Annotated in this window: 15 protein-coding genes and 1 pseudogene; 7 read left to right on the top strand and 9 right to left on the bottom strand. The window is 56.3% G+C overall.

Going from position 1 to position 18213, the window contains the following annotated elements; all coding sequences use genetic code 11:
* Positions 1-223: 223 nt before the first annotated feature.
* Together HX801_RS11035 and HX801_RS11030 are read right to left on the bottom strand one after the other, a co-directional pair.
* On the bottom strand, positions 224-994 hold the full coding sequence (locus HX801_RS11035) for a hypothetical protein (protein ID WP_177022082.1): 771 nt from the start codon (positions 992-994) through the stop codon (positions 224-226).
* A gap of 256 nt (positions 995-1250) precedes the next feature.
* Entirely contained in the window at positions 1251-2234 is a 984-nt protein-coding gene (locus HX801_RS11030) for a DUF3644 domain-containing protein (protein WP_256344245.1), read from the bottom strand.
* Positions 2235-2699: 465 nt separating this feature from the next.
* Between HX801_RS11030 and HX801_RS32165 the strand changes: the two genes are divergently transcribed.
* Both HX801_RS32165 and HX801_RS11020 read left to right on the top strand, forming a co-directional pair.
* Positions 2700-4196 carry a methyl-accepting chemotaxis protein gene (locus HX801_RS32165; RefSeq protein WP_177022080.1) on the top strand — a complete coding sequence of 499 codons (1497 nt, stop codon included), beginning with the start codon at positions 2700-2702 and terminating at the stop codon, positions 4194-4196.
* Between the two features lie 385 nt (positions 4197-4581).
* Positions 4582-5381, top strand: a pseudogene (locus tag HX801_RS11020) (GNAT family N-acetyltransferase).
* Positions 5382-5483: 102 nt separating this feature from the next.
* Here HX801_RS11020 and HX801_RS11015 read toward each other — a convergent pair.
* Entirely contained in the window at positions 5484-6425 is a 942-nt protein-coding gene (locus HX801_RS11015; RefSeq protein ID WP_177022079.1) for a LysR family transcriptional regulator, read from the bottom strand.
* A 98-nt stretch (positions 6426-6523) separates the two neighbouring features.
* On the opposite strand from HX801_RS11015, the gene HX801_RS11010 reads away from it, so the two are divergent.
* On the top strand, positions 6524-7723 hold the full coding sequence (locus HX801_RS11010) for an MFS transporter (protein WP_177022078.1): 1200 nt from the start codon (positions 6524-6526) through the stop codon (positions 7721-7723).
* A gap of 435 nt (positions 7724-8158) precedes the next feature.
* Here HX801_RS11010 and HX801_RS11005 read toward each other — a convergent pair whose 3' ends face one another.
* Together HX801_RS11005 and HX801_RS11000 are read right to left on the bottom strand one after the other, a co-directional pair.
* Positions 8159-8923 carry a sulfite exporter TauE/SafE family protein gene (locus HX801_RS11005; protein WP_003210527.1) on the bottom strand — a complete coding sequence of 255 codons (765 nt, stop codon included), beginning with the start codon at positions 8921-8923 and terminating at the stop codon, positions 8159-8161.
* Positions 8908-9570 (bottom strand): FMN-binding negative transcriptional regulator, encoded by a 663-nt coding sequence (locus HX801_RS11000; RefSeq protein WP_008432591.1) that lies wholly within the window; start codon positions 9568-9570, stop codon positions 8908-8910. Before HX801_RS11000 ends, HX801_RS11005 begins: the two co-directional genes overlap by 16 nt.
* Between HX801_RS11000 and HX801_RS10995 the strand changes: the two genes are divergently transcribed.
* Positions 9569-11170 carry a PLP-dependent aminotransferase family protein gene (locus HX801_RS10995; protein WP_256344244.1) on the top strand — a complete coding sequence of 534 codons (1602 nt, stop codon included), beginning with the start codon at positions 9569-9571 and terminating at the stop codon, positions 11168-11170. The two genes, HX801_RS11000 and HX801_RS10995, sit on opposite strands and share 2 nt — an antisense overlap.
* A gap of 250 nt (positions 11171-11420) precedes the next feature.
* Here the strand turns inward: HX801_RS10995 and HX801_RS10990 are convergent, their stop codons facing one another.
* The gene (locus HX801_RS10990) at positions 11421-12152 is read right to left on the bottom strand and encodes a hypothetical protein (RefSeq protein WP_177022077.1); all 732 of its coding nucleotides are present in this window, start codon (positions 12150-12152) and stop codon (positions 11421-11423) included.
* 333 nt (positions 12153-12485) lie between these two features.
* Here HX801_RS10990 and HX801_RS10985 point away from each other — a divergent pair, with 333 nt between their 5' ends.
* Positions 12486-13247, top strand: coding sequence for a BPL-N domain-containing protein (locus tag HX801_RS10985; protein ID WP_177022076.1), 762 nt, complete (start codon positions 12486-12488; stop codon positions 13245-13247).
* A gap of 163 nt (positions 13248-13410) precedes the next feature.
* A complete protein-coding gene (locus HX801_RS10980; RefSeq protein WP_177022075.1) occupies positions 13411-14463 on the top strand; it encodes a DUF1176 domain-containing protein in 1053 nt (350 codons plus the stop codon).
* Positions 14464-14536: 73 nt separating this feature from the next.
* Here HX801_RS10980 and HX801_RS10975 read toward each other — a convergent pair whose 3' ends face one another.
* The 3 genes from HX801_RS10975 to HX801_RS10965 are packed head-to-tail and all read right to left on the bottom strand — an operon-like array spanning position 14537 to position 17094.
* Complete coding sequence (locus HX801_RS10975; protein ID WP_177022074.1) at positions 14537-15193, bottom strand: hypothetical protein; 657 nt, start codon at positions 15191-15193, stop codon at positions 14537-14539.
* On the bottom strand, positions 15190-16662 hold the full coding sequence (locus HX801_RS10970) for a M48 family metallopeptidase (protein ID WP_256344243.1): 1473 nt from the start codon (positions 16660-16662) through the stop codon (positions 15190-15192). The genes HX801_RS10975 and HX801_RS10970 overlap by 4 nt, the downstream gene beginning before the upstream one ends.
* 3 nt (positions 16663-16665) lie before the next feature.
* Complete coding sequence (locus HX801_RS10965) at positions 16666-17094, bottom strand: hypothetical protein (RefSeq protein WP_003210496.1); 429 nt, start codon at positions 17092-17094, stop codon at positions 16666-16668.
* 161 nt (positions 17095-17255) lie between these two features.
* On the opposite strand from HX801_RS10965, the gene HX801_RS10960 reads away from it, so the two are divergent.
* The gene (locus HX801_RS10960; protein WP_177022073.1) at positions 17256-18203 is read left to right on the top strand and encodes an AraC family transcriptional regulator; all 948 of its coding nucleotides are present in this window, start codon (positions 17256-17258) and stop codon (positions 18201-18203) included.
* Positions 18204-18213 lie beyond the last annotated feature (10 nt).

Here is an 18213-nt window from a genome sequence, read left to right as displayed (position 1 = left end):
GTTTTACATGCAAATGACCGCGCTTGGATCAACCTTGATCTCCCCTTCTCGGGCTGATACTGCCAGCTCAACAGGTGGCGTGCAGACTACGGGACGACCGGCTGCTATCGGCCAAAAGCAGCCTTTGGTGAAGTGGTAAATTCCGGTCGTGAGCGAGCGTTGTGTTCTTAAAAATTTAACGCATCGTAGAAATTATTCTATATGCGTAACCGGATGGACGGAGTTAACTTTCGTCAACCTTACCTAATATATCTTCCGCTTTTGCTACATTCATAACTCGCACCATAGATTTTCCAAAGCCTAACGGAAATATTGGGTTTGACGGGTCGATCGCAATAAAAAACTCCAGTAAAACCAGTGCTGACTGTATGTGCCTGTATACACACTCTGCGAATAACTCTTCCAATATTGCATCTGTATTACTGGACTTGCTGTGTACTATCTCGTTTCTTAGTCTTTCAAGACTCTTGAAATCGGACCAGAAATTCTCGGATTGAGGTGGAGGGCATTTTAATATTGGTGGCAATATTGATGAAACTTTCTCAGAAGTAGAAATCCATCGTTCGATTTGCTCCTTGCTATAATGTTCTGTAGATTTGTTGGTGGACTTTATGTATACATGTGAGTCAGGGATTGCCGCATTGCAAAATGATTCCACTGCCTTATATGCGAAAATTATTGCCGTCTGTATGCTCTCAAGATAGTCATATGCCAGCCCCACATTGTGATCATATATCGATTGAGTAGACTCTGATAACCGTTCGAGTTTTACTTTAATTTTTTTAGCTTGCTGTAACGACTTGGTTGCTACATTTATTGCAAGAGTGATTTCATTGGGGACCACTATTGTAATGGTTTTTGAACCAATTTTTGGCTTTATTATTTTCTGAAAAAAAGCTGTCTTATTTGTGGAGGTTTCGTGAATGCCGATAGGTTTGTTTGCGCGTCTATCCGGGGTCGGGATGCCTTCAGAAGGGTCGTCTGGGTTGCTCATGTGATAAACGCAAATCAACTGAGTATGTAGTTTTAACATTTTTACTCCAGTGCGTGCGTAATTAATTGGTCTGCTGGCATTCGCTGGATGAGTACGAAGCTGAATAAATGCTCAAATTTAGCCATCGGCCTCAGCTGTTTTGTTGCTTATTCAGTTAGTGATTACTCGATAAAAACTAGATAATTTTATAGAGCATGAGCATTCCGGCGCTGTGCAAGCGGTTTCTATAACTCGAATAGTGCAAGTTGCGCACATCTTAAACAAATTCTTTTTTACGTTTTTCGCACTCAGCTAGAACATTTTCCAACCATGTCTCATACCAGTACCATGTGTTCATTATGGTGACGCCAAAACCTTTGCCTTGTTTTTTTGCATCGTTGAGCTGCCACATTTGCGTGTGGTGCCTCATATTGAATCGTGGATAGCCAGACATCTGTACTTTTTCGATAATTTTCGAAGGTAAATATTTAGGACGTTCAATCTCCTTGATTTGAATATATTTGGTATTTATTCCTTGGGCCATTTCAGAGCCAGGTTTGATAAACTCAATAACTTGATCTGCCTGACCTTTATGGTTCGCTGTTTTGGGAACGAAGAAAACACGATAAGAAAATTTTGGATCATTGAACTCTTCATCGGTTAGAGCCAGATCAAATGCAGTTATATATGCCCGGATATTTTCAGGGAGACCGTCAGCCTGGGATAATTTCTCCACCTGTTCCTTATTCAAAGATGAGAATTGGAGGCTAAAGGATAAGTGCTTGTCTATACCGAAGCTAGCGCCAAATAGCGACTTTATAAGTTCATTATAATTTAGGCAGCAAGCTTGAAATCTAGCACTTAAAAACTGATCTATCCTGGTCGTCATTTGGTGTTCGATTTCATGCCTCAAGCCGATTAGAAATCTAAGATTATTTGCGGCACTCAAATCGACCGGTGACTCTGGCTGATTCAGACATTTCTCTAGCTCCCAATGCTTTACAGCACCTTTAGCAGTTTTTTGAAATCTCTTTCGCGTACCTTCCATTTTGAAGTAACGATACTCAACTCCATTTTTACGATAATATGCATGGAGGAGATAAGTCCAAGATATCATCATTAAAACAATAAATATTTCAGACTTGAAGGTGAGCGCAGGGTTGTTAAATATCTGTACTGACGCAAGGGCGGACTCTCTAGATTTTTTTATAAGTTCTCCCGCTACAGATCCCACTGATCGCACTCTTTTCTCTACCGCCATACTGATCATCCTTGCAGTGAGTCATATTTATAGATTTTATATGCGATTACAATAAAGTGACCATTTCGGGCACTTGGAATGACCCTTCTCTTACTGGATACCATAGCGATACTTGGCGGGAAATCCAGTCTGAGCTTACGGCTCGCAGTGTTCAGCCGTCGTACCGCTACGACGCTCGGCCAAATACCGATGCACAAGCTAGATCCTATCCTATCAGTCGCATTTAGATATCGCTGTTCTCGCAGCTATAAAACCGCTCTGCGGGAGCGACCGCTTCTGGCCGATTGCAGCCCCTCGTAACAAGCAGCTTCTGGCTTATCCCCCCTAAAGCCCCACCCAAAAACGCCGATAACCTCCTACCACCAATCACCACCCGCTCCCCCACACCCGATTCGCTCCCCGCATGCCCGTATGGCACGTCGCATGCTTGCCTCACCCCGGCCCGTCCACATGGAGTACGAGTGAATGCCTGCCCAAGCCCGTTTCATCGAGCACTACCGCAAAGCCGACCGCATCATGCTCGCCCTGATCTGGCTGATGACCCTCTTCTCCCTCGGCCTGGCGTTCTGGCACGACACGCTGCTTCAAGCGCTTTTCATAGGCGGCGGCACCAGCGTGGTGCTGACCCTGGCCTATCGCGTCATCGGCGGCACCCGCCTGATGCGTTGCGCCCTTGGCGTCGGCCTGATGGTGATGGCGGCGCTGCACATCAACCAGGCCCAGGGTGTCATCGAATCGCACTTCGGTATCTTCGCGCTGCTGGCGGTGCTGACGTTCTACCGCGACTGGCTGCCTATCCTGGTGGCCGCCGTCACCATCGCGGTGCACCACGTGGTGTTTCATGCGTTGCAGCATCAGGGTTTCCCGGTGTTTGTGATGGAGCATCACGGCGGCTGGAGCATGATTTTCGTCCACGCTTTCTACGTGGTGATGGAGACGGTCGCCCTGCTCTACCTCGCGGTTCACAGCCAGAAAGAGGCGGTAGAAAGTCAGGAAATGCTCGAAAAGATGCTCGCCGTCACCACCCAGTTCAGCGGTGAGGCCGTCAACGGCAGCCCGGAAAAAGTGCATGTCTCCCTTGCCACCCGTTTCGATCACTTTCTGACCCAGATCACCGGCCTGATCGACGGCGTCGCCCGTGACTCCCACGGCCTCGGCCAACTCGGGCAGGAACTGGCCCACGCCAGCGGCACCCTGGAAAAAGGCGCGCGCCACCAACTGGCGGAAATCGCCCAGATGACCGGTTCCATGCAGCGCATGGAAGATGCCATGGGCCATATCGCCGTGCACGTTGAGCATGCCGTCGAGCACGCGGGGCAAGCCAGCCAGCAGATCATCCGTGGCCAGGAAAGCGTCGGCCGCGCCCAGCTGGAAATCACTCAACTCGCCACCCGCCTCCACGACACTAACGAGACGGTCGAAGGGCTGGCCGTGCAAGCCGAACAGATCGGCTCGGTGCTGGAGGTGATCAACAGCATCGCCAACCAGACCAACCTGCTGGCCCTCAACGCCGCCATCGAAGCCGCCCGCGCGGGTGAGCAAGGGCGCGGGTTTGCCGTGGTCGCCGATGAGGTACGCAGCCTGGCGCAACGCACGGCGGTGTCGACCCAGGAGATCAAGACGATTATTGAAGGGTTGCAACACGGCAGCCGGCAAGCGGTAGAGGCCATGCACGACAGTCGCCAGGGCGTGGAGCGCTGCGTGGAGGACAGTCAGTTGGCGGTGGAGATGCTGCGGGCGGTGGGCAATGATATTTCGCAGATCGATCAGTTGAATGGGCGGATTGTGTCGACCACCCGTGAGCAATCCACGGCGAATGTGGAGATTGTCGGGCGGCTGCAGTCGGTGCAGAGCATTGCGCAGAATACGGCGCAGGATGTGGAGACGCTGGCCAGGAGCAGTGAGCGGTTACCGCCGATTGCGGTGCGGCTGGATGCGCTGGGGCGCCGGTTTCATCAGTGAGTGGGAGCATCGGCCGGTGCTTGATTCAAGCCCTGCTTCTGACGCGGATTGTTAGTCCAGGCGTGAGCGTCGCTACGGGCAGATCGGGTTTCAATCAAATGAATCGGGCCCTTTCTGCTCCTTTATTTGGACGTGGCGTGTTCATTTTGAGCGTGGGCCGGATAACGCATAGCGGCTTGCCTCTTCCATCAAGTCATCGCACATCGGATTGGCTTTGAGCATGTACGCAGCCGGGTCGATTATCGACAAGCCAAGCGATGTCTCTTCTGTGGCAGATGCCCAAACTTCTCCCATTGGCCTGACAATCTATTTCACTGCCCTCGCAGGTGCGTAGGGGTTGATTTACCGCTACCTTCCCTGGAAATCTTGCAAAGAGACGATGCACATGGATGTTGAATGGGCGCATGCCATCGAAGCCGCAGAAAGCGAGTACTTGTGTTCCCGCGTTGAGAGCTTGTCGCGGGTTAGTGGAAATCCTTTTGGTGCTCGTGTGTTTTTCAATGGGGCCTTTCCGTGCTTTCAGGTGAAGGCAACACCTAGCCCGATGTTCAATCGTATCTACGGTGACAGCACCGGCAACCCCCTTTCACTGCTGAGCTTGCTCAAGGAGTCAGCGGAGTATTCAACAGTAACGCCCCTTATCGGGAAAGCCTCGACGTTGGAGCAATTCGCTTTTGTGGGTGAGGAGCGATTCGAGCGTTTGAGGGGGTGGACGCATCTGCAGCTTGCGTGCCCCATCGAGGATGCGGTGTTGACCCCCCAATTATTCAACATCGAAGAGGCCACTTCAGACTCTCTCCCGGAGTTCGCGGCAGTTCATGCGAGTGGCTTTCATACCAAGCCAGAGCATCGTCAGTTGAGCCAGGCTTGTTTTGCAGGACTGATGTCGAATGAACGCCTGAAAATCTACGTCCTTAAGCTGATGGGCAAGTCGTTGCAGGCGCGTTGATGTACCTGGCCAGCAATGGCGTTGCCTACCTGGGCACGGCTGCCACTCGAAAAAATGCACGAGGCTTGGGCTATCATGGAGCGCTGATATCTCACCGGATAGAGCAAGCAAAGAAGCACGGCAGCCTGGTGATTGCTGCAACTGCGCTTCCAAGTTCACAGAGTCGCCGTAATTTGCAGCGCATTGGGCTGGCGGCGTCTCATGCTCAGGCGCTGTACCGCTTGGCAGATGGTTGAAACAGATTCGTAATCTACCTTCCGCTTGTGCGAACGGTAGATGTAAAAAGCTGCTGCGCCTATGGCGAAAATGGTAAGTCAGCCAGAGCTGTTCATATTCATTTAAAACCTCGGCACATCGACGTCGCGCAGAAGTTCCTCGGTGGCACATTTGAAACGCTCCACCAGAAAGTCCAACAGGACCCGCACTCTGGCAATTCGGTACCGATTGCCATGCAGCACCGCAAACACCCCAGCTTCTGCTACGCAATAGTCAGGCAGCAGCATCTTCAACCGCCCGGCACGGATATCCGCTGCAGCGTCCCAAATGGTCTTGCGTGCAATGCCATGACCGGCCAATGCCCAAGCACGCGCCACGGCGCCGTCGTTGGTTTCCCAGGCGTTTTCCAATGGCACACTGTGGTTCCATGTCTGGCCGTCCACCCTGAAATGAAAGGTGTTTAAAGGACCCGCCGGAGTCACCAGCAGAATAAATTTATGCCCGGTGAGCTCGGCCGGCGTCTGCGGCTCGCCGTGGCTCGCCAGGTAGTCCGGCGAGGCACAAAGCACCCGCCAGTTGGGTGCCAGTTGCCGGGCGATCAACGAGCTATCACGCAGTGGGCCGAAACGAATGGCTAGGTCGACATCGTCCTGTACCAGGTTAGACATAGCGTCCGACAAGGTCAGCGCCACCTTCAACTGCGGATGCTGCGCGCAAAAGGTCTCGAGCCAGTCATTAAGCAGGTGACGGCCAAAGTCAGTAGAGGCAGACAGACGGACTTTACCGCGTACTTCCTGCTGACTCGCCTGCAACCCCGCCTCCGCCTCATCAATGGCGCGCAAGGCGACCCAGCATTGCTGCAGATAGAACCGGCCTTCATCAGTCAGGCGCAGTTGACGGGTTGTGCGATCAAACAAGCGGGTATGCAGCGCCGCCTCCAATTTGAGCAACCGTGCGCTGGCCGCCGCCGGCGACAACCCCAACTTGCGTCCAGCGGCTGAAAGACTGCCGAGGTCGGCAGCCTCAACGAACAAGCGCATGTCCCCCAATCGATCAGTGGCCATCTTCAATCCAGATTTGATTAAGCATCAAATTCTAGACCAATTATCAAATCACAGACACTGCATCACAATCAGGCCTCACCTGTTTTTCGAGCAAGCTCATGAACCGCGAAGAATCGATTCAACCCAACCCCCCGCCGTCCTCAGAACTACCTATCACTGGCTTACTGGCCCTGACCACCGCGAGTTTTATCGCCACTGCCAACGAGAGCGTACCCGCCGGCCTGTTGCCACACATCTCCGACACGTTTGAGGTTTCCCAGGCATGGGCGGGGCAATGGGTCACCGCGTGTGCCCTCGGTTCCGGGCTGGCGGCCGTTCCCTTGACCTTGGCCTTGCAAGGTTGGCCACGGCGCCTTGTGTTATTACTGACAGTGGGGGTGTTCTGTTTGTGCAACGCGGTAACTGCCTTGTCGCCGTATTTTGCCCTCACCCTGGTCGCGCGCCTGATCGTCGGGGTCGCCACTGGTGTGGCGTGGAGCCTGTTGGCCGGTTATGCGCGACGCATGGTCGCCGCGCCCTTGCAAGGCCGCGCGATGGCAGTGGCTATGCTGGGTATCCCCGTCGCCTTGGCGCTGGGCGTACCACTGAGTGCCTGGCTGGGTGAACAGATCGGTTGGCGCAATGTGTTCGGGCTGCTAGCGGCGTTGAGCCTGGCGCTGATGGTTTGGATTCGGCTGAATGTCCCTGACTTTGCCGGGCAACGGGCTGGCCAGCGCTTGTCCCTGGGTCACGTTTTTTGCAGGCCAGGCGTGCGACCGGTGCTGACGGTAGTTATGCTGTGGATCATGGCTCATTACATGCTCTACACCTATATTGCGGCATTCCTGGCATCGGTCGGGTTGGATGGACAGGTCGAGCAGGCATTGCTTGCGTTCGGCATTGCGGCTCTCGTGGGTATCTGGCTCACTGGGCTATTGATTGACCGCTGGCTGCGGCGGTTGGTGCTGTTGAGCCTGGCCGGGTTTGCGCTGGTATCGCTTGCATTGGCGTTGGGTGGCTTGCCTGCCATAGCGGTTTATGTGGCGATGGCTGCCTGGGGCCTGAGTTACAGCGGTGCACCGACCCTGCTACAGACAGCTTTGGCGAATGCTGCTGCCGACGGTGCCGATGTGGCTCAGTCGATGCTGGTGACCGTGCTGAACCTCGCGTTTGCGGGCAGTGCCGTAGTGGGCGGTGTACTGCTTGAGACGACAGGCGTGGGATCGATCCCCTGGGCAACCTTGGGATTGGTGCTGCTGGCCTGGTTGGTTGTTAAGGTGGGTGGCCAAGCTGGGTTCAGGAGCTTGTCCAAGCCCTGACCGGTTTTACTGCCGCTTAGTCCGAATTCGGCTCAGCCAAAATGCAGGCAAGCCAGTTCACACAAATGCTGTGTGATGCCTTCCTCGGAGTGTTCCGGAGCTGCAATCAACAGCATCTCCGAGGCACTCGATGAGGCTCAAGCGACGGCACGCAATGCCGGTGATATTACGCCGCCGCTCAATCTCAACTTCGTCACTCTAAGCAGCTCGATTAAATTGTTCGGAGCGCCGTCTGAGTATCTGCGTCCAGTTCAGATGCTCGGTTACTACCCTGACGAAGTCCTCAAGCGCTAATTTTAGCTCGATGAAGCACGCCTAGCCGAGCAGAGCATCTTAGTGTCACAGGCCATTTGAACGGCCTCTGACTGCTAACATTCCGTTGGCAGCCAGTCGGATAATGGCCGTAACGTTGGGCCTCATAGTGGTGAGGCATTTTCAGACGATATAGCCACTTATGCCGTCCCACAGAAGTTTTACCGCCGTGACTACGAGCAGGCAGTAGCAGGCAAGGTACATCTGGCGTTGATCCAGCTTGGTGTGCAGTCGCCAGCCCAGCCAGACACCACTTGGAACTGCTAACAGGCAGATGACCATCAGGCTTAGCACGTTACCGGTGGGCCTGGCTAACAGCAGCCAAGGCACTGCCTTGAGCAGATTGCCTACAGTAAAGAACATGCTGGTGGTGCCGGCATAGGTTTTCTTGCTTAGACCGAGCGGCAACAGGTACATCGCTAATGGTGGCCCACCAGAATGCGCGACCATAGTCGTGATCCCAGAGGTGACGCCTGCGGACACCGCCTTGAGCGATGAGCGCTGGCTGACCCTGATTTCCCCACCGGTTTTGAACCAGAGGCCGACAAAAATCAGGGTAACCGCCGCCATCACTAACGCGACTGCGCGGTGATCCATGACGCGAAAGAGTAGATAGCCGACACCGATGCCGACAATCAGACCTGGTAACAACAGCACCAAGTCGGGTTTAGACCAAGTGGATGGCTTCCAGTAACGCAGGCCGAACAGGTCCATCGCGATAAACAACGGCGCTAGCAGTCCGCCGGCTGTGAGCGGATCCATCACCAGCGACAGCAGCGGAATGCCGACAATGGAGAAGCCTCCACCGAAGGCACCTTTCATAAAGCAGATCAAAAAAACTCCGGCGAAGGTCACCAGAATCGTGGTGGTGGTCAACTCAAGGTCCACGGTGCTGCCCCCTGATCCGGCTGCTCAAGGTTGGCCAGCATTATCGAAGAAAGCTCAACGTGCCCGCGCTCGCGCAAGTGCGCGATCGCAGACAAGCGATCAGCGTGCGACTTGTTTTGATTGAGCTTGCGCTTGCATTCAACGCACTGCATTTCGATCTCGATACCGACAACTCTCGACACCATCTCGTCCAGATATTCACGCGGCGCATCGCCCATCTTCCAGGGCTTGATCTCCTTGGACTCCTGGTGGCGAGTCAGCTGGGCCAGGGTGCGGCGCAGGAGCTTTTCTTCCGACATCACGCGCATGACGCCATGCACATGCACCACCTCGTAGTTCCATGTGGGAACCTGGCGATGCGTTTCGTGCTTGGACGCATACCAGTTGGGCGAAATGTAGCCTTCTGCCCCCCTGAAGATCACCATGACAGGCGTGCCGCCGGCGCAACGTTGCCACACAGGATTGGCGCGGGCCACATGAGCGGTCAGCAACCCGTATGTTCCGTGGCCGGTATCGAGTTCAAAGGGAATGTGGTCCGCATCCATGCCGGATTCACCCTCAGTCACGAGGATGCCCAGCGGATTGTCGCGGATAATTCGGTGCAACTGTTCCGGGCGGTGCTCTGCGAAGTGTTCGGGAATGTACATGGGATTTCACTACGGATTGTTGGGAGTCCATAATGTCGACCACGACCTGCATCATCGAAAGTGCCAGTTTCGAGGTTTTTCCATGGGCCAGTTTTTAGCCAATCCGGATGCATTTTCCCGCGGCGCGCAACGTCGGATCTATGCCAGGCTGCGCGCGCAGATAGAAGACGGCACGCTTGCCGCCGGCACGAGGCTCATGTCGACGCGGGCAATCGCGGCCGAACTCGGCGTGTCGCGAACCACGGTAACGGCGGCTTACGAGCAACTGGCGGCCGAAGGCTTTGTCCTGACATCAGTGGGCAAGGCCGCCACGGTAGCGAGCATAATCAGCACTCAATCCGGGCATGCCCAAGGGGACTCGGCGCAGCAAAAGGAACTGCCGCCAGTGCTTTCCCTTTACGGGCAACGAGTGGCCATCATGAAGCCGTACAACATGGCGTCACCCCAAGCCCGCATCGATTTCAGGTACGGCTCGGTCGCTACCAGGGATTTTCCGGCGCTGGGTTGGCAGCGCGCCTACCGTTCCGAACTAGTCAAGCGTCAACCGAGCCTCGCTTACGGCCACCCCGAAGGGGAAGAGCGCTTGCGCAATGCGCTGCAAGGTTATCTGCGACGCGCACGCGGTCTGGCGTGCGATGCGGATCAAATACTCGTAGTGCATGGCTCGCAGCAAGGACTTGACCTGTGCGCCCGGCTTTTGCTGAACCCGCAAGATGCATTCGTCTTCGAAGAGCCTGGCTACCGCATGGCCAGATATTGCTTTGAGGCCACGGGCGCGACGGCGTTGCCCATACCCGTCGATGCCTCTGGACTGGATACCAGTGCTCTGCCGGAAGGTGATCGCGTGCGCCTGGCCTTTGTCACTCCGTCGCACCAGTTTCCAATGGGTGCGGTGCTTCCTGTCGCACGTCGCCTCGAACTGCTGAGTTGGGCGAGGCGACATCGCGCGTGGATCATTGAGGACGATTACGGCGGCGAGTTTCGCTATGGCCAGCGGCCCATCGACGCACTGCAATCCATGGACGCAGATGCTCGCGTCATTTATGTCGGAACGTTCTCCAAGGCACTCTCACCGCAACTCAGGTTGGGTTATCTGGTTCTTCCACGCGAGTTGGTTCACGTTTTCCGTGAAGCCAAACGGCTGACCGATCGACACTCACCGCGCTGGGAGCAAAACGTGCTCGCCTCATTGATCGAAAGTGGAACCTATGAGCGTCACGTTCGCCGCCTGCGGCGGGAAAATGAACTGCGGCGAAGGGCATTACTGGAGGCTTTTGAACAGCATCTGGCGGAATATGGGCAACTGGCCGGCATGGCGGCGGGCTTACACGGCGTATTAACGCTACCCGCGCTTCGCGCTCAGGATGAGCCGACGTTGCAGGCGATAGCGCTCGAACGCGGGGTTGGCGTATATCCGCTTTCGCCGCTGTTTGCCGAACCCACGTCGGTAGAATACGAGCGACCGGCAGGGCTCATTTTGGGCTATGCCGGCCTGACAACGCAGCAGATTCATGAAGGGATCGGCATTCTTGGCACGGTGGTTCGGGAGGTTGAAGAGCTTGGGGCTCGGTCCGGATCAGTGGATGACTATGTCATCTAATATGCGGCTCGAACACGAGCAAATTTACAAGGTAGAGATAAGGCGAATAAGAAAAAGTGGTCGGCTTGAGTGACTGCTAAGGGTGGAAAATGGTTCTGGACGGAGGGACCGCTATTGGCCGATTGCAGCCCATCATGACGGGTAGCTTCTTGAAAACTGGCCCCCATTATCGGCCCCAATTTTTCGATGCTGATAATTGGCTACTTTTCCCCGGAAAACCTCCTGGCTTGGGTCGAAGTCGTCGATACAACTACCACCGCCTCCACCACGTTTTCTGAGCAACCACCTCAGGCTTCAGCGAGGCGATCTTAGAGCCTGCAATCTTTACCGGTGCGACGTCCAGACCATCGAAGCTACCTAGACCCAGAGGGGGGCTTTCTGCTTGTAGAAAGCGAGTGGTTTCTGCTGAAGCCACCGCATGCAGTAACGATGAGGGCGTTATATTCCGACTCAAGACGTGAATGCCGTTCTCTGGGTCATGCAGACCACTTGCGTCGGTGCCTTCAACTCCATCTATCAGAAGCGGCTGGATCATGACCGTCCCAAGCTCGTAGGTGATATCCAGATCACCGCAAACGCAACGCAGTCTTTGCAGTTCACCATTCGACGATACACACACAAAATCCAGCCCGTCGTCATCCGTGCAAAAGCTGCAAACGTGTAATTGAAGGCTTTTACTCAGCGCTAAATTCACATTCAGGAAAGCTCTCTTGAAGTAGTCGGCTAGCTGAGCATCCTTAAGCACTTTGTATATCCGCGATAGCGCTGCCAATTCTTGAGGGAGCTCAAGCGGTACATCCTTGATGGGTGGCATAGACGTAAAGGGCCATTTCCGTTCTTCGCCAGCCTTGAACGTGTCTAAGTAGAACGACGTGGCGTTTTCATCCTGGTGCAATGACCAACCAATGCTCACCGGCAACGTAGAAAGTGGTTCTAACTCCGGCTTCACATTCATCGCGTGAGCAACGACAAGGTACCCCATTGTTTAGATCCTTCAGGTACAGGGCTGAATCGCTCCAAGCATAGTCGATACTTGAGTGTGTGCTATTGGCCGATAGCATTCGCGCATGGCCGAGAGCTGACTCAAACGGCCTGAAAAATTCCGGGGACTGAAAATGGAAGAAACGCTCTCTTCGATATTTATGCACTAAAGGAAAACCCATAAATTTCAATGGGAAAACCGTCGTTGCGATCATCAATCCCGATTTTTCCTAGCCGTTTTACAAATGTTAACTCCTTCAAGTGGCTATTGGCTTTAGGCTTCGAATCACAAAGTCCGATCGGACCCAATCAGCTTTAAGACGACTCTACAACCATGAATCTGCACGCCATCGCCGCGACGCTTTTTGCGTTTTTCACGCTGCTTCCTTACTCGGTACACGCCGCAACCCCCATCGCCCATGTCGCTATCTACCGAGGCCCGGCGGGCTGCGAGGGATGTTCAGAGAATGTCAAAACAGCCCTGCTGCGCGTCCGCCCAACTGCGCAGATTGACTTTGTAGGTGCCGATGAATCGATCGACATCACGCCGCAAAACCTCGCTCGTTATGACCTCTACGTTCAACCGGGTGGCGGTCAGGACATCCCTGCGGCGCTTGATAGTTTGGGGGATGCGCGGGGGCAGGCCATTCGTGACTTTGTCGCCCAGGGTGGGCGCTACCTGGGGCTTTGTATGGGTGCTTATCTGGCCGACGACAGCAACTTTGGCCTGATACCCTACGACCTTGATTCAGAGGCGGGCAGGCCTGGGTTTGAGGTCGCGGGCATTGCAGACGCGGCGGTGCAGGTTGTGTGGGATGGGAAAACCGATAGCGTCTTTTATCAGGATGGGCCTTACTTCCCCAAGCCTGACGCGACCTCGCCTTCTTCAACCATTGCGACCTACCGGAATGGTGATGTGGCGGCAGCGCGTTACACCTATGAAAACGGGGTCGTGGTGCTGAGCGGCCCGCACCCAGAGGCGGATCGGGAGTGGTTCGAGAAGGCGAATATTCCCTTGAGCGAGATGCCGCAGGGTGAGCTTTTTGGGGCGTTGGTGCGCAGCATTGAGGGGCGCAACGGCGCAAAGTCACCCTGATGTGCAGCGCACTGGACTGGCGACATCCCACGTTCAGGCGCTGGCTGGAACACCGTACCGATTGTTCCAGCCGGGGTTTCTGTTGTGCCTGACGGCCATGCAATAGGTATTGGCAAAGAACCCTGCCCTAATAGCGTTTTTCCAGTCTACAGGCACCTGTTTGATGACCCGACTCCCCCTCATATTCCTGATGGCTGCTGCAGTTACCAGTGCGAACGCCGCCGACAATGTCCCTTTGGAGCGTTCGATCAAGGACTGGATTATCGGCTGTGATAACACGCGTGCCTGCACGGCTATCGGTGCCGTCCCGGAGCGTGACGATATCGGTATCGCGACGTTCAGCCTGCGGGTAACCCGTGAAGCCGGACCACATGGAGACTTGCGGGTAGGCGTGTTCAGCTACACCGCCCCCCAGGGTCAGCCAACACTCGATGGCAAGCCGCTGAAAAATCGATTCGAGCCTGGCGAACTCAAAAAAGGTGAGGTATCTGAGGTGTTTGCTCTGACCGGAACGAATGCCGACGCCTTGATTGCAGAGTTGCGCAACGGGCGGGAGTTGATTTTACCCATTGAGGGCGGTACCTCCGTCGCCTCGCTAAACGGGATGAGCGCGGCGCTTTTGCTGATCGACTCGGTCCAGGGGCGCGTTGGTACACAGGACGCACTGATTTCCAAGGGGCAGGCGCCCGCCAGCAGCGTGCCGCAAGCACCGGCCGCACCGCCGGCACCGAGTTGGCAGGCACCCGTTGCGCTAACCCCGGACAGGGCAAAAGAAGTCGCGGATGCCGTGGTGGCGGCCACGCGCAAGGAGTGGCAAGCGGATCTGAATGAAGGCGTTGCGCCAAAGGCAAACGCCTATGCCTTGAGTGCAGATCAAGCGCTGGTGATCATCGAAACCGGCTGTGGGGCATACAACTGTTTCTACAATATCTACCAGGCGCCCCTGGACCACCCTGAGCAGGCGCGCCCAGCACGGGTCGCCGAAGTGCCAAATCTGCCGGAAAGAGAGCCCAACGGCCTGGTCGATTTTGATCCGGCCACGGGTGAGCTGAGCAGCCAGGCAATGGCGATGGGCATGGGCGGTTGTGGCACTGCGCTGCGCTGGCGCTACGACGGTAACGGTTTCACGCTGACCCATGCGGCTGAAATGAACACCTGCATGGGGCTGGAGCAGGTTCATTGGCCTGTGCTGTGGCGTACCGAGGCAAGTCGCTGAAACTGTCGAATACATCAATGTGTGTGGCGAGGAGCGAGCGCCCTCGCCACACACGGGTGTAGCCCCTACCCCTTCAGGAAGCCTTCAACGCCCGCAACTCACCCTCTACACGCGCCGCGTTGCAGTAGGTGTCCAGCATTTCCAGCACTTGTTCGCCGGTGAGGACTTTACCGTTCAGTTGCAGGCCGAACAGCGTCAAGCATATCTGAGGCTCCCGGGAGCGCTTGATCTTGACGTGGGGCATCAGGGGGCCCGCAGCGTTTTTGCAGGCGGGCAATGGCGCACCCTCGCGCAATGTCAGCGTGATCCATAGCTTGATGCGGCCCTCTTTGATGTGGATATCGCCGATATCCAGCAGATCGATTTCTGCATCAAGGTTGCGAAACCACAAGTGGCTATGGGTCAGGCGCATCAGGATTTCTTCGCCGGCCCGACGGTGCAGCCACACCCCGCTGAGCAAGACCAGCGCCACGATTGCAAAAATGCCTCCCATCAACGCGTTTTTGCCATCCCATGCACTCCCGCCCGCCATCACGAAAGCGAACACTGAAAAGAGCAACAGGGTGCGGCGCACCTTGCGTGGGTAGGCCAGTTCGGTGACTGCGGGAACCTCGGCCAACCACTCCTCGCGTTCCTGGATGGCCGCCTGCAACTGATCGCCAGTGTGCTGATTAAAATCCTCAGTGAGGGATTGGGCCAGGCTGGCCAGTGGATCATCAGGGTGGTTCATACCGGTACTCCATTCTTGTTGGCATCCTCAGCCGACTGCGGATCATGAGTGAGTTGACTGAACCACTGCCGGTCGTGCGCGGTGGGCGTCCGTGTTGCCTGGGCCAGCAACTGGTCGTCGAGAACCACACCCAGTTGCTGCAGGCGCACGGCAGTGGGGGGATGGGTATCGAACGGATGAGCGATCGCGTGATCCATCACCGCCTCGTTCAAGATCACCGGAGCCTGGCGAAGGTGGTCCGCTAACGCCTGGATCAAGTTGCTGTGGGTACGCTGCCCAAGCAGTTTGTCGACTTCGGCATCAAGGGCGATGACGCGCAGCAGCGCCTGGCAAAACAGCCGCTCGCCGGCAATTTGCGCCCCGACCTTATCCGCCACCAATTCCTGCGCACGACTCCAATGGTGCACGGCTATCTGGAAGTGGTGCAGAAAGCGCCACGTCATCCAGATCGCCGGGCGTTCGATCCAGGACGGCATGTCATCCACCGCGCTGATGTTCAGGAAATGCATGTACATCAGGCTGAACCGTGCCCCGGCTTCACTGCCGCGCTCGGTGTCGCGGCTGCTGAAGTGGCCAAGCTCATGGCCGATAATCGAGGCGGCTTCTTCCTGGCTCAAGGTCGACAGGAAAGTCAGCGGCAGGTACATCGTACGGCCCGTCAACAGTTGCCCCGAGGGTTGCAGGGCCACCTGGACACTGGTGACGAAAAACGATTGGTCGACCCCAATCACGATGTGGTCTGGCACGGGCGCGCGGGTGACGGCTGCCAGTTTTTCTATCCACTCCCATAAGGCCGGGGCGCTGGCCCGGCTGATTGAACGCCCCAGAAACCCGGATTGCGGCGTTTCCATATCCTGCCATTGCCGACGCAGGCGCCCAATCAACAGCACGCCCAGGTACAGCATCACCAGCAAGGGCACCACCACCAGCAGTATCACCATGCCGCTGTTCTGGCGGTTGCTCCAGCCCCAGCTGACTTCATACAGCAGGGCCATCGCCAGCGCCCCCACTATCAACCCGGTGTAGACCACCAGCCACTGCCCCAGCGCACGCCAGCTCAGGACCAGTCGGTCATAAAGAAAGTCCCGCGAACGCAACGCGCGCCAGGCATCCAAGCGCAGTTTTACCCAGGTCGCGCAGCCCGCCAGCACGGCCGCGACCGCCAGCCAGTAACCGAGAAACGCCAAGACCTGGCGCATGTGCACCGAGCCCTGGTCGGCATCGGCCCGAGCGACCTCACGCTGCAGGTAGCCGCGCAGGCTGTCGTCCGGGAGTACCGGCGTTTTGCGCCATTGTTGCGGCAGTTGCTGCCTCAATTCATCGCTCGGGCTGGCGAGCCATTGGCGCATCACCTGCGCTTCTTCCAGGGTACTGTCGGCACGCCAGCTCTGAAGGCTGCTCCAGCCCATCAGTACCAGCGGCAGCAGCAACATCGCCAGGCCCCACGACCATCGTCTCAACAGGCTCATGGCTCAGTTCGCCTGGAGATAGTCAGTGAGAAATGCTTGCGCATTGCCCTGACTCGCCAGCGCCTCGTTATAGGCGACGGCCAGCGCTTTTGCTTCGCCTGGCAAGTACAGCTCTCCCCAGCCGTTTTGCAGAATCAGTACGACGAACTTCTGACCGTCTACCGTGGTGTAATAGCGCGTGTCCTTGCTGGTCTTCTCGACAGACATCTTTTGGATTTTCAGGTTCCAGTCGTGGTCAGCCCCTTCCACTTGCACCAGTGCCTGATTTTCGTCACGGGCCCCGATACGCAGTGTCCAGACTTTCACCCCGGCCTCACCCGAATACGCAGCGACCTTATCTGCGACTTCCGGGCGATCTTGAGCGAAGGTATTGCCCGTCATGACGGCCAGTACCATGCTTAGCACGGCAGCCCATTTGCGATAAATCAGCATACTCAGGTTCCTTGAATTTCACGGCCGACCATTGAAAGTCACCCTCGGCGATCTGCCAACCGTGCAGGCCGTTGCGCACAACAATGAGACTGCGGTTCACAACGACGAGTGACGGGGTACAATGGAGCGAACACATAAGGACATGACTCAAACCCTTCTCGATGAAACGCCAGAATCCTTATCTCGACACACACTTCTGCTTCGATCACCCGGGTCCCCTGGACCAGGCCGGCGTATTCGACGACAGCGCTCGTCAGGTTATCGGTTCTGCCATCGGCCACTACCGCGCACGGACCGTTCGGCCAGACCTGCAGTATTTCGACTGTGACTTGCAGTTCCCCGAGCCGCTGAAGATCCACAAGGTATTGCCCGACAGTGTGTGCATCGTGCAGGTGCTCGGCGGCCAGTGGCAGCATCGGGTCGACGGTGTGCTCAATGAATACACCACGGGCGCAGTCCATGTGCTGGGCCTGAGTGAGAGCATGGAAACCGTCGATCAACTGCCCGCCGGTAGTCATGCGCGCATGGCCGGGCTACGCATCGCAGGCGATTATTTGCGCGAGCTGGCCGAAGAAGACTCGGCGCTCCAGCCGTTACTCAGCCTGCTCAATGACGGCGTTCAGTTTTCGGGACTGCACGGCTGCCCGGCACTGGGGCGTTTGCTGGAGCGGATTTATCACTCACCGTACCAAGGCGCCTTGGAGCGCCTTAATCAGGAAAGCCTGAGCCTGGCAGCGCTGGTGGAGCTGGCGGCCCATCTCGCCCCTCAACCTGCCAGGCCAATACCTGCGGTACGCGGTCATTCAGACCTGGCCCATGAAGCGCGGTTTCAACTGGATGCCAACCTCATCGACCCTCCCGGCACTCAAGCGCTGGCCCGGCGCCTGGGTGTGGGGGAAACCACGTTGCGCAGGGCGTTCAGTCAAATCTACGGCCAGTCGATGCTGGATTATGTGCGCCAGCAACGCATGGAGCTTGCGCGCAATCTGCTTCGTCAGCGCAAGTGGCAGGTGGCGCAGATCGCCTACCGCCTGGGCTATGCCAATCCCGCTAACTTCAACCATGCCTACAAGGCCTACTTTGGTCACCCGCCAGGTGCCGAACGCTAGAGAGCAAAGC

This window comes from Pseudomonas sp. G1002 (assembly GCF_013385455.1).
Classification (GTDB): domain Bacteria; phylum Pseudomonadota; class Gammaproteobacteria; order Pseudomonadales; family Pseudomonadaceae; genus Aquipseudomonas.
This window is presented reverse-complemented; position numbering and strand designations above follow the sequence as displayed.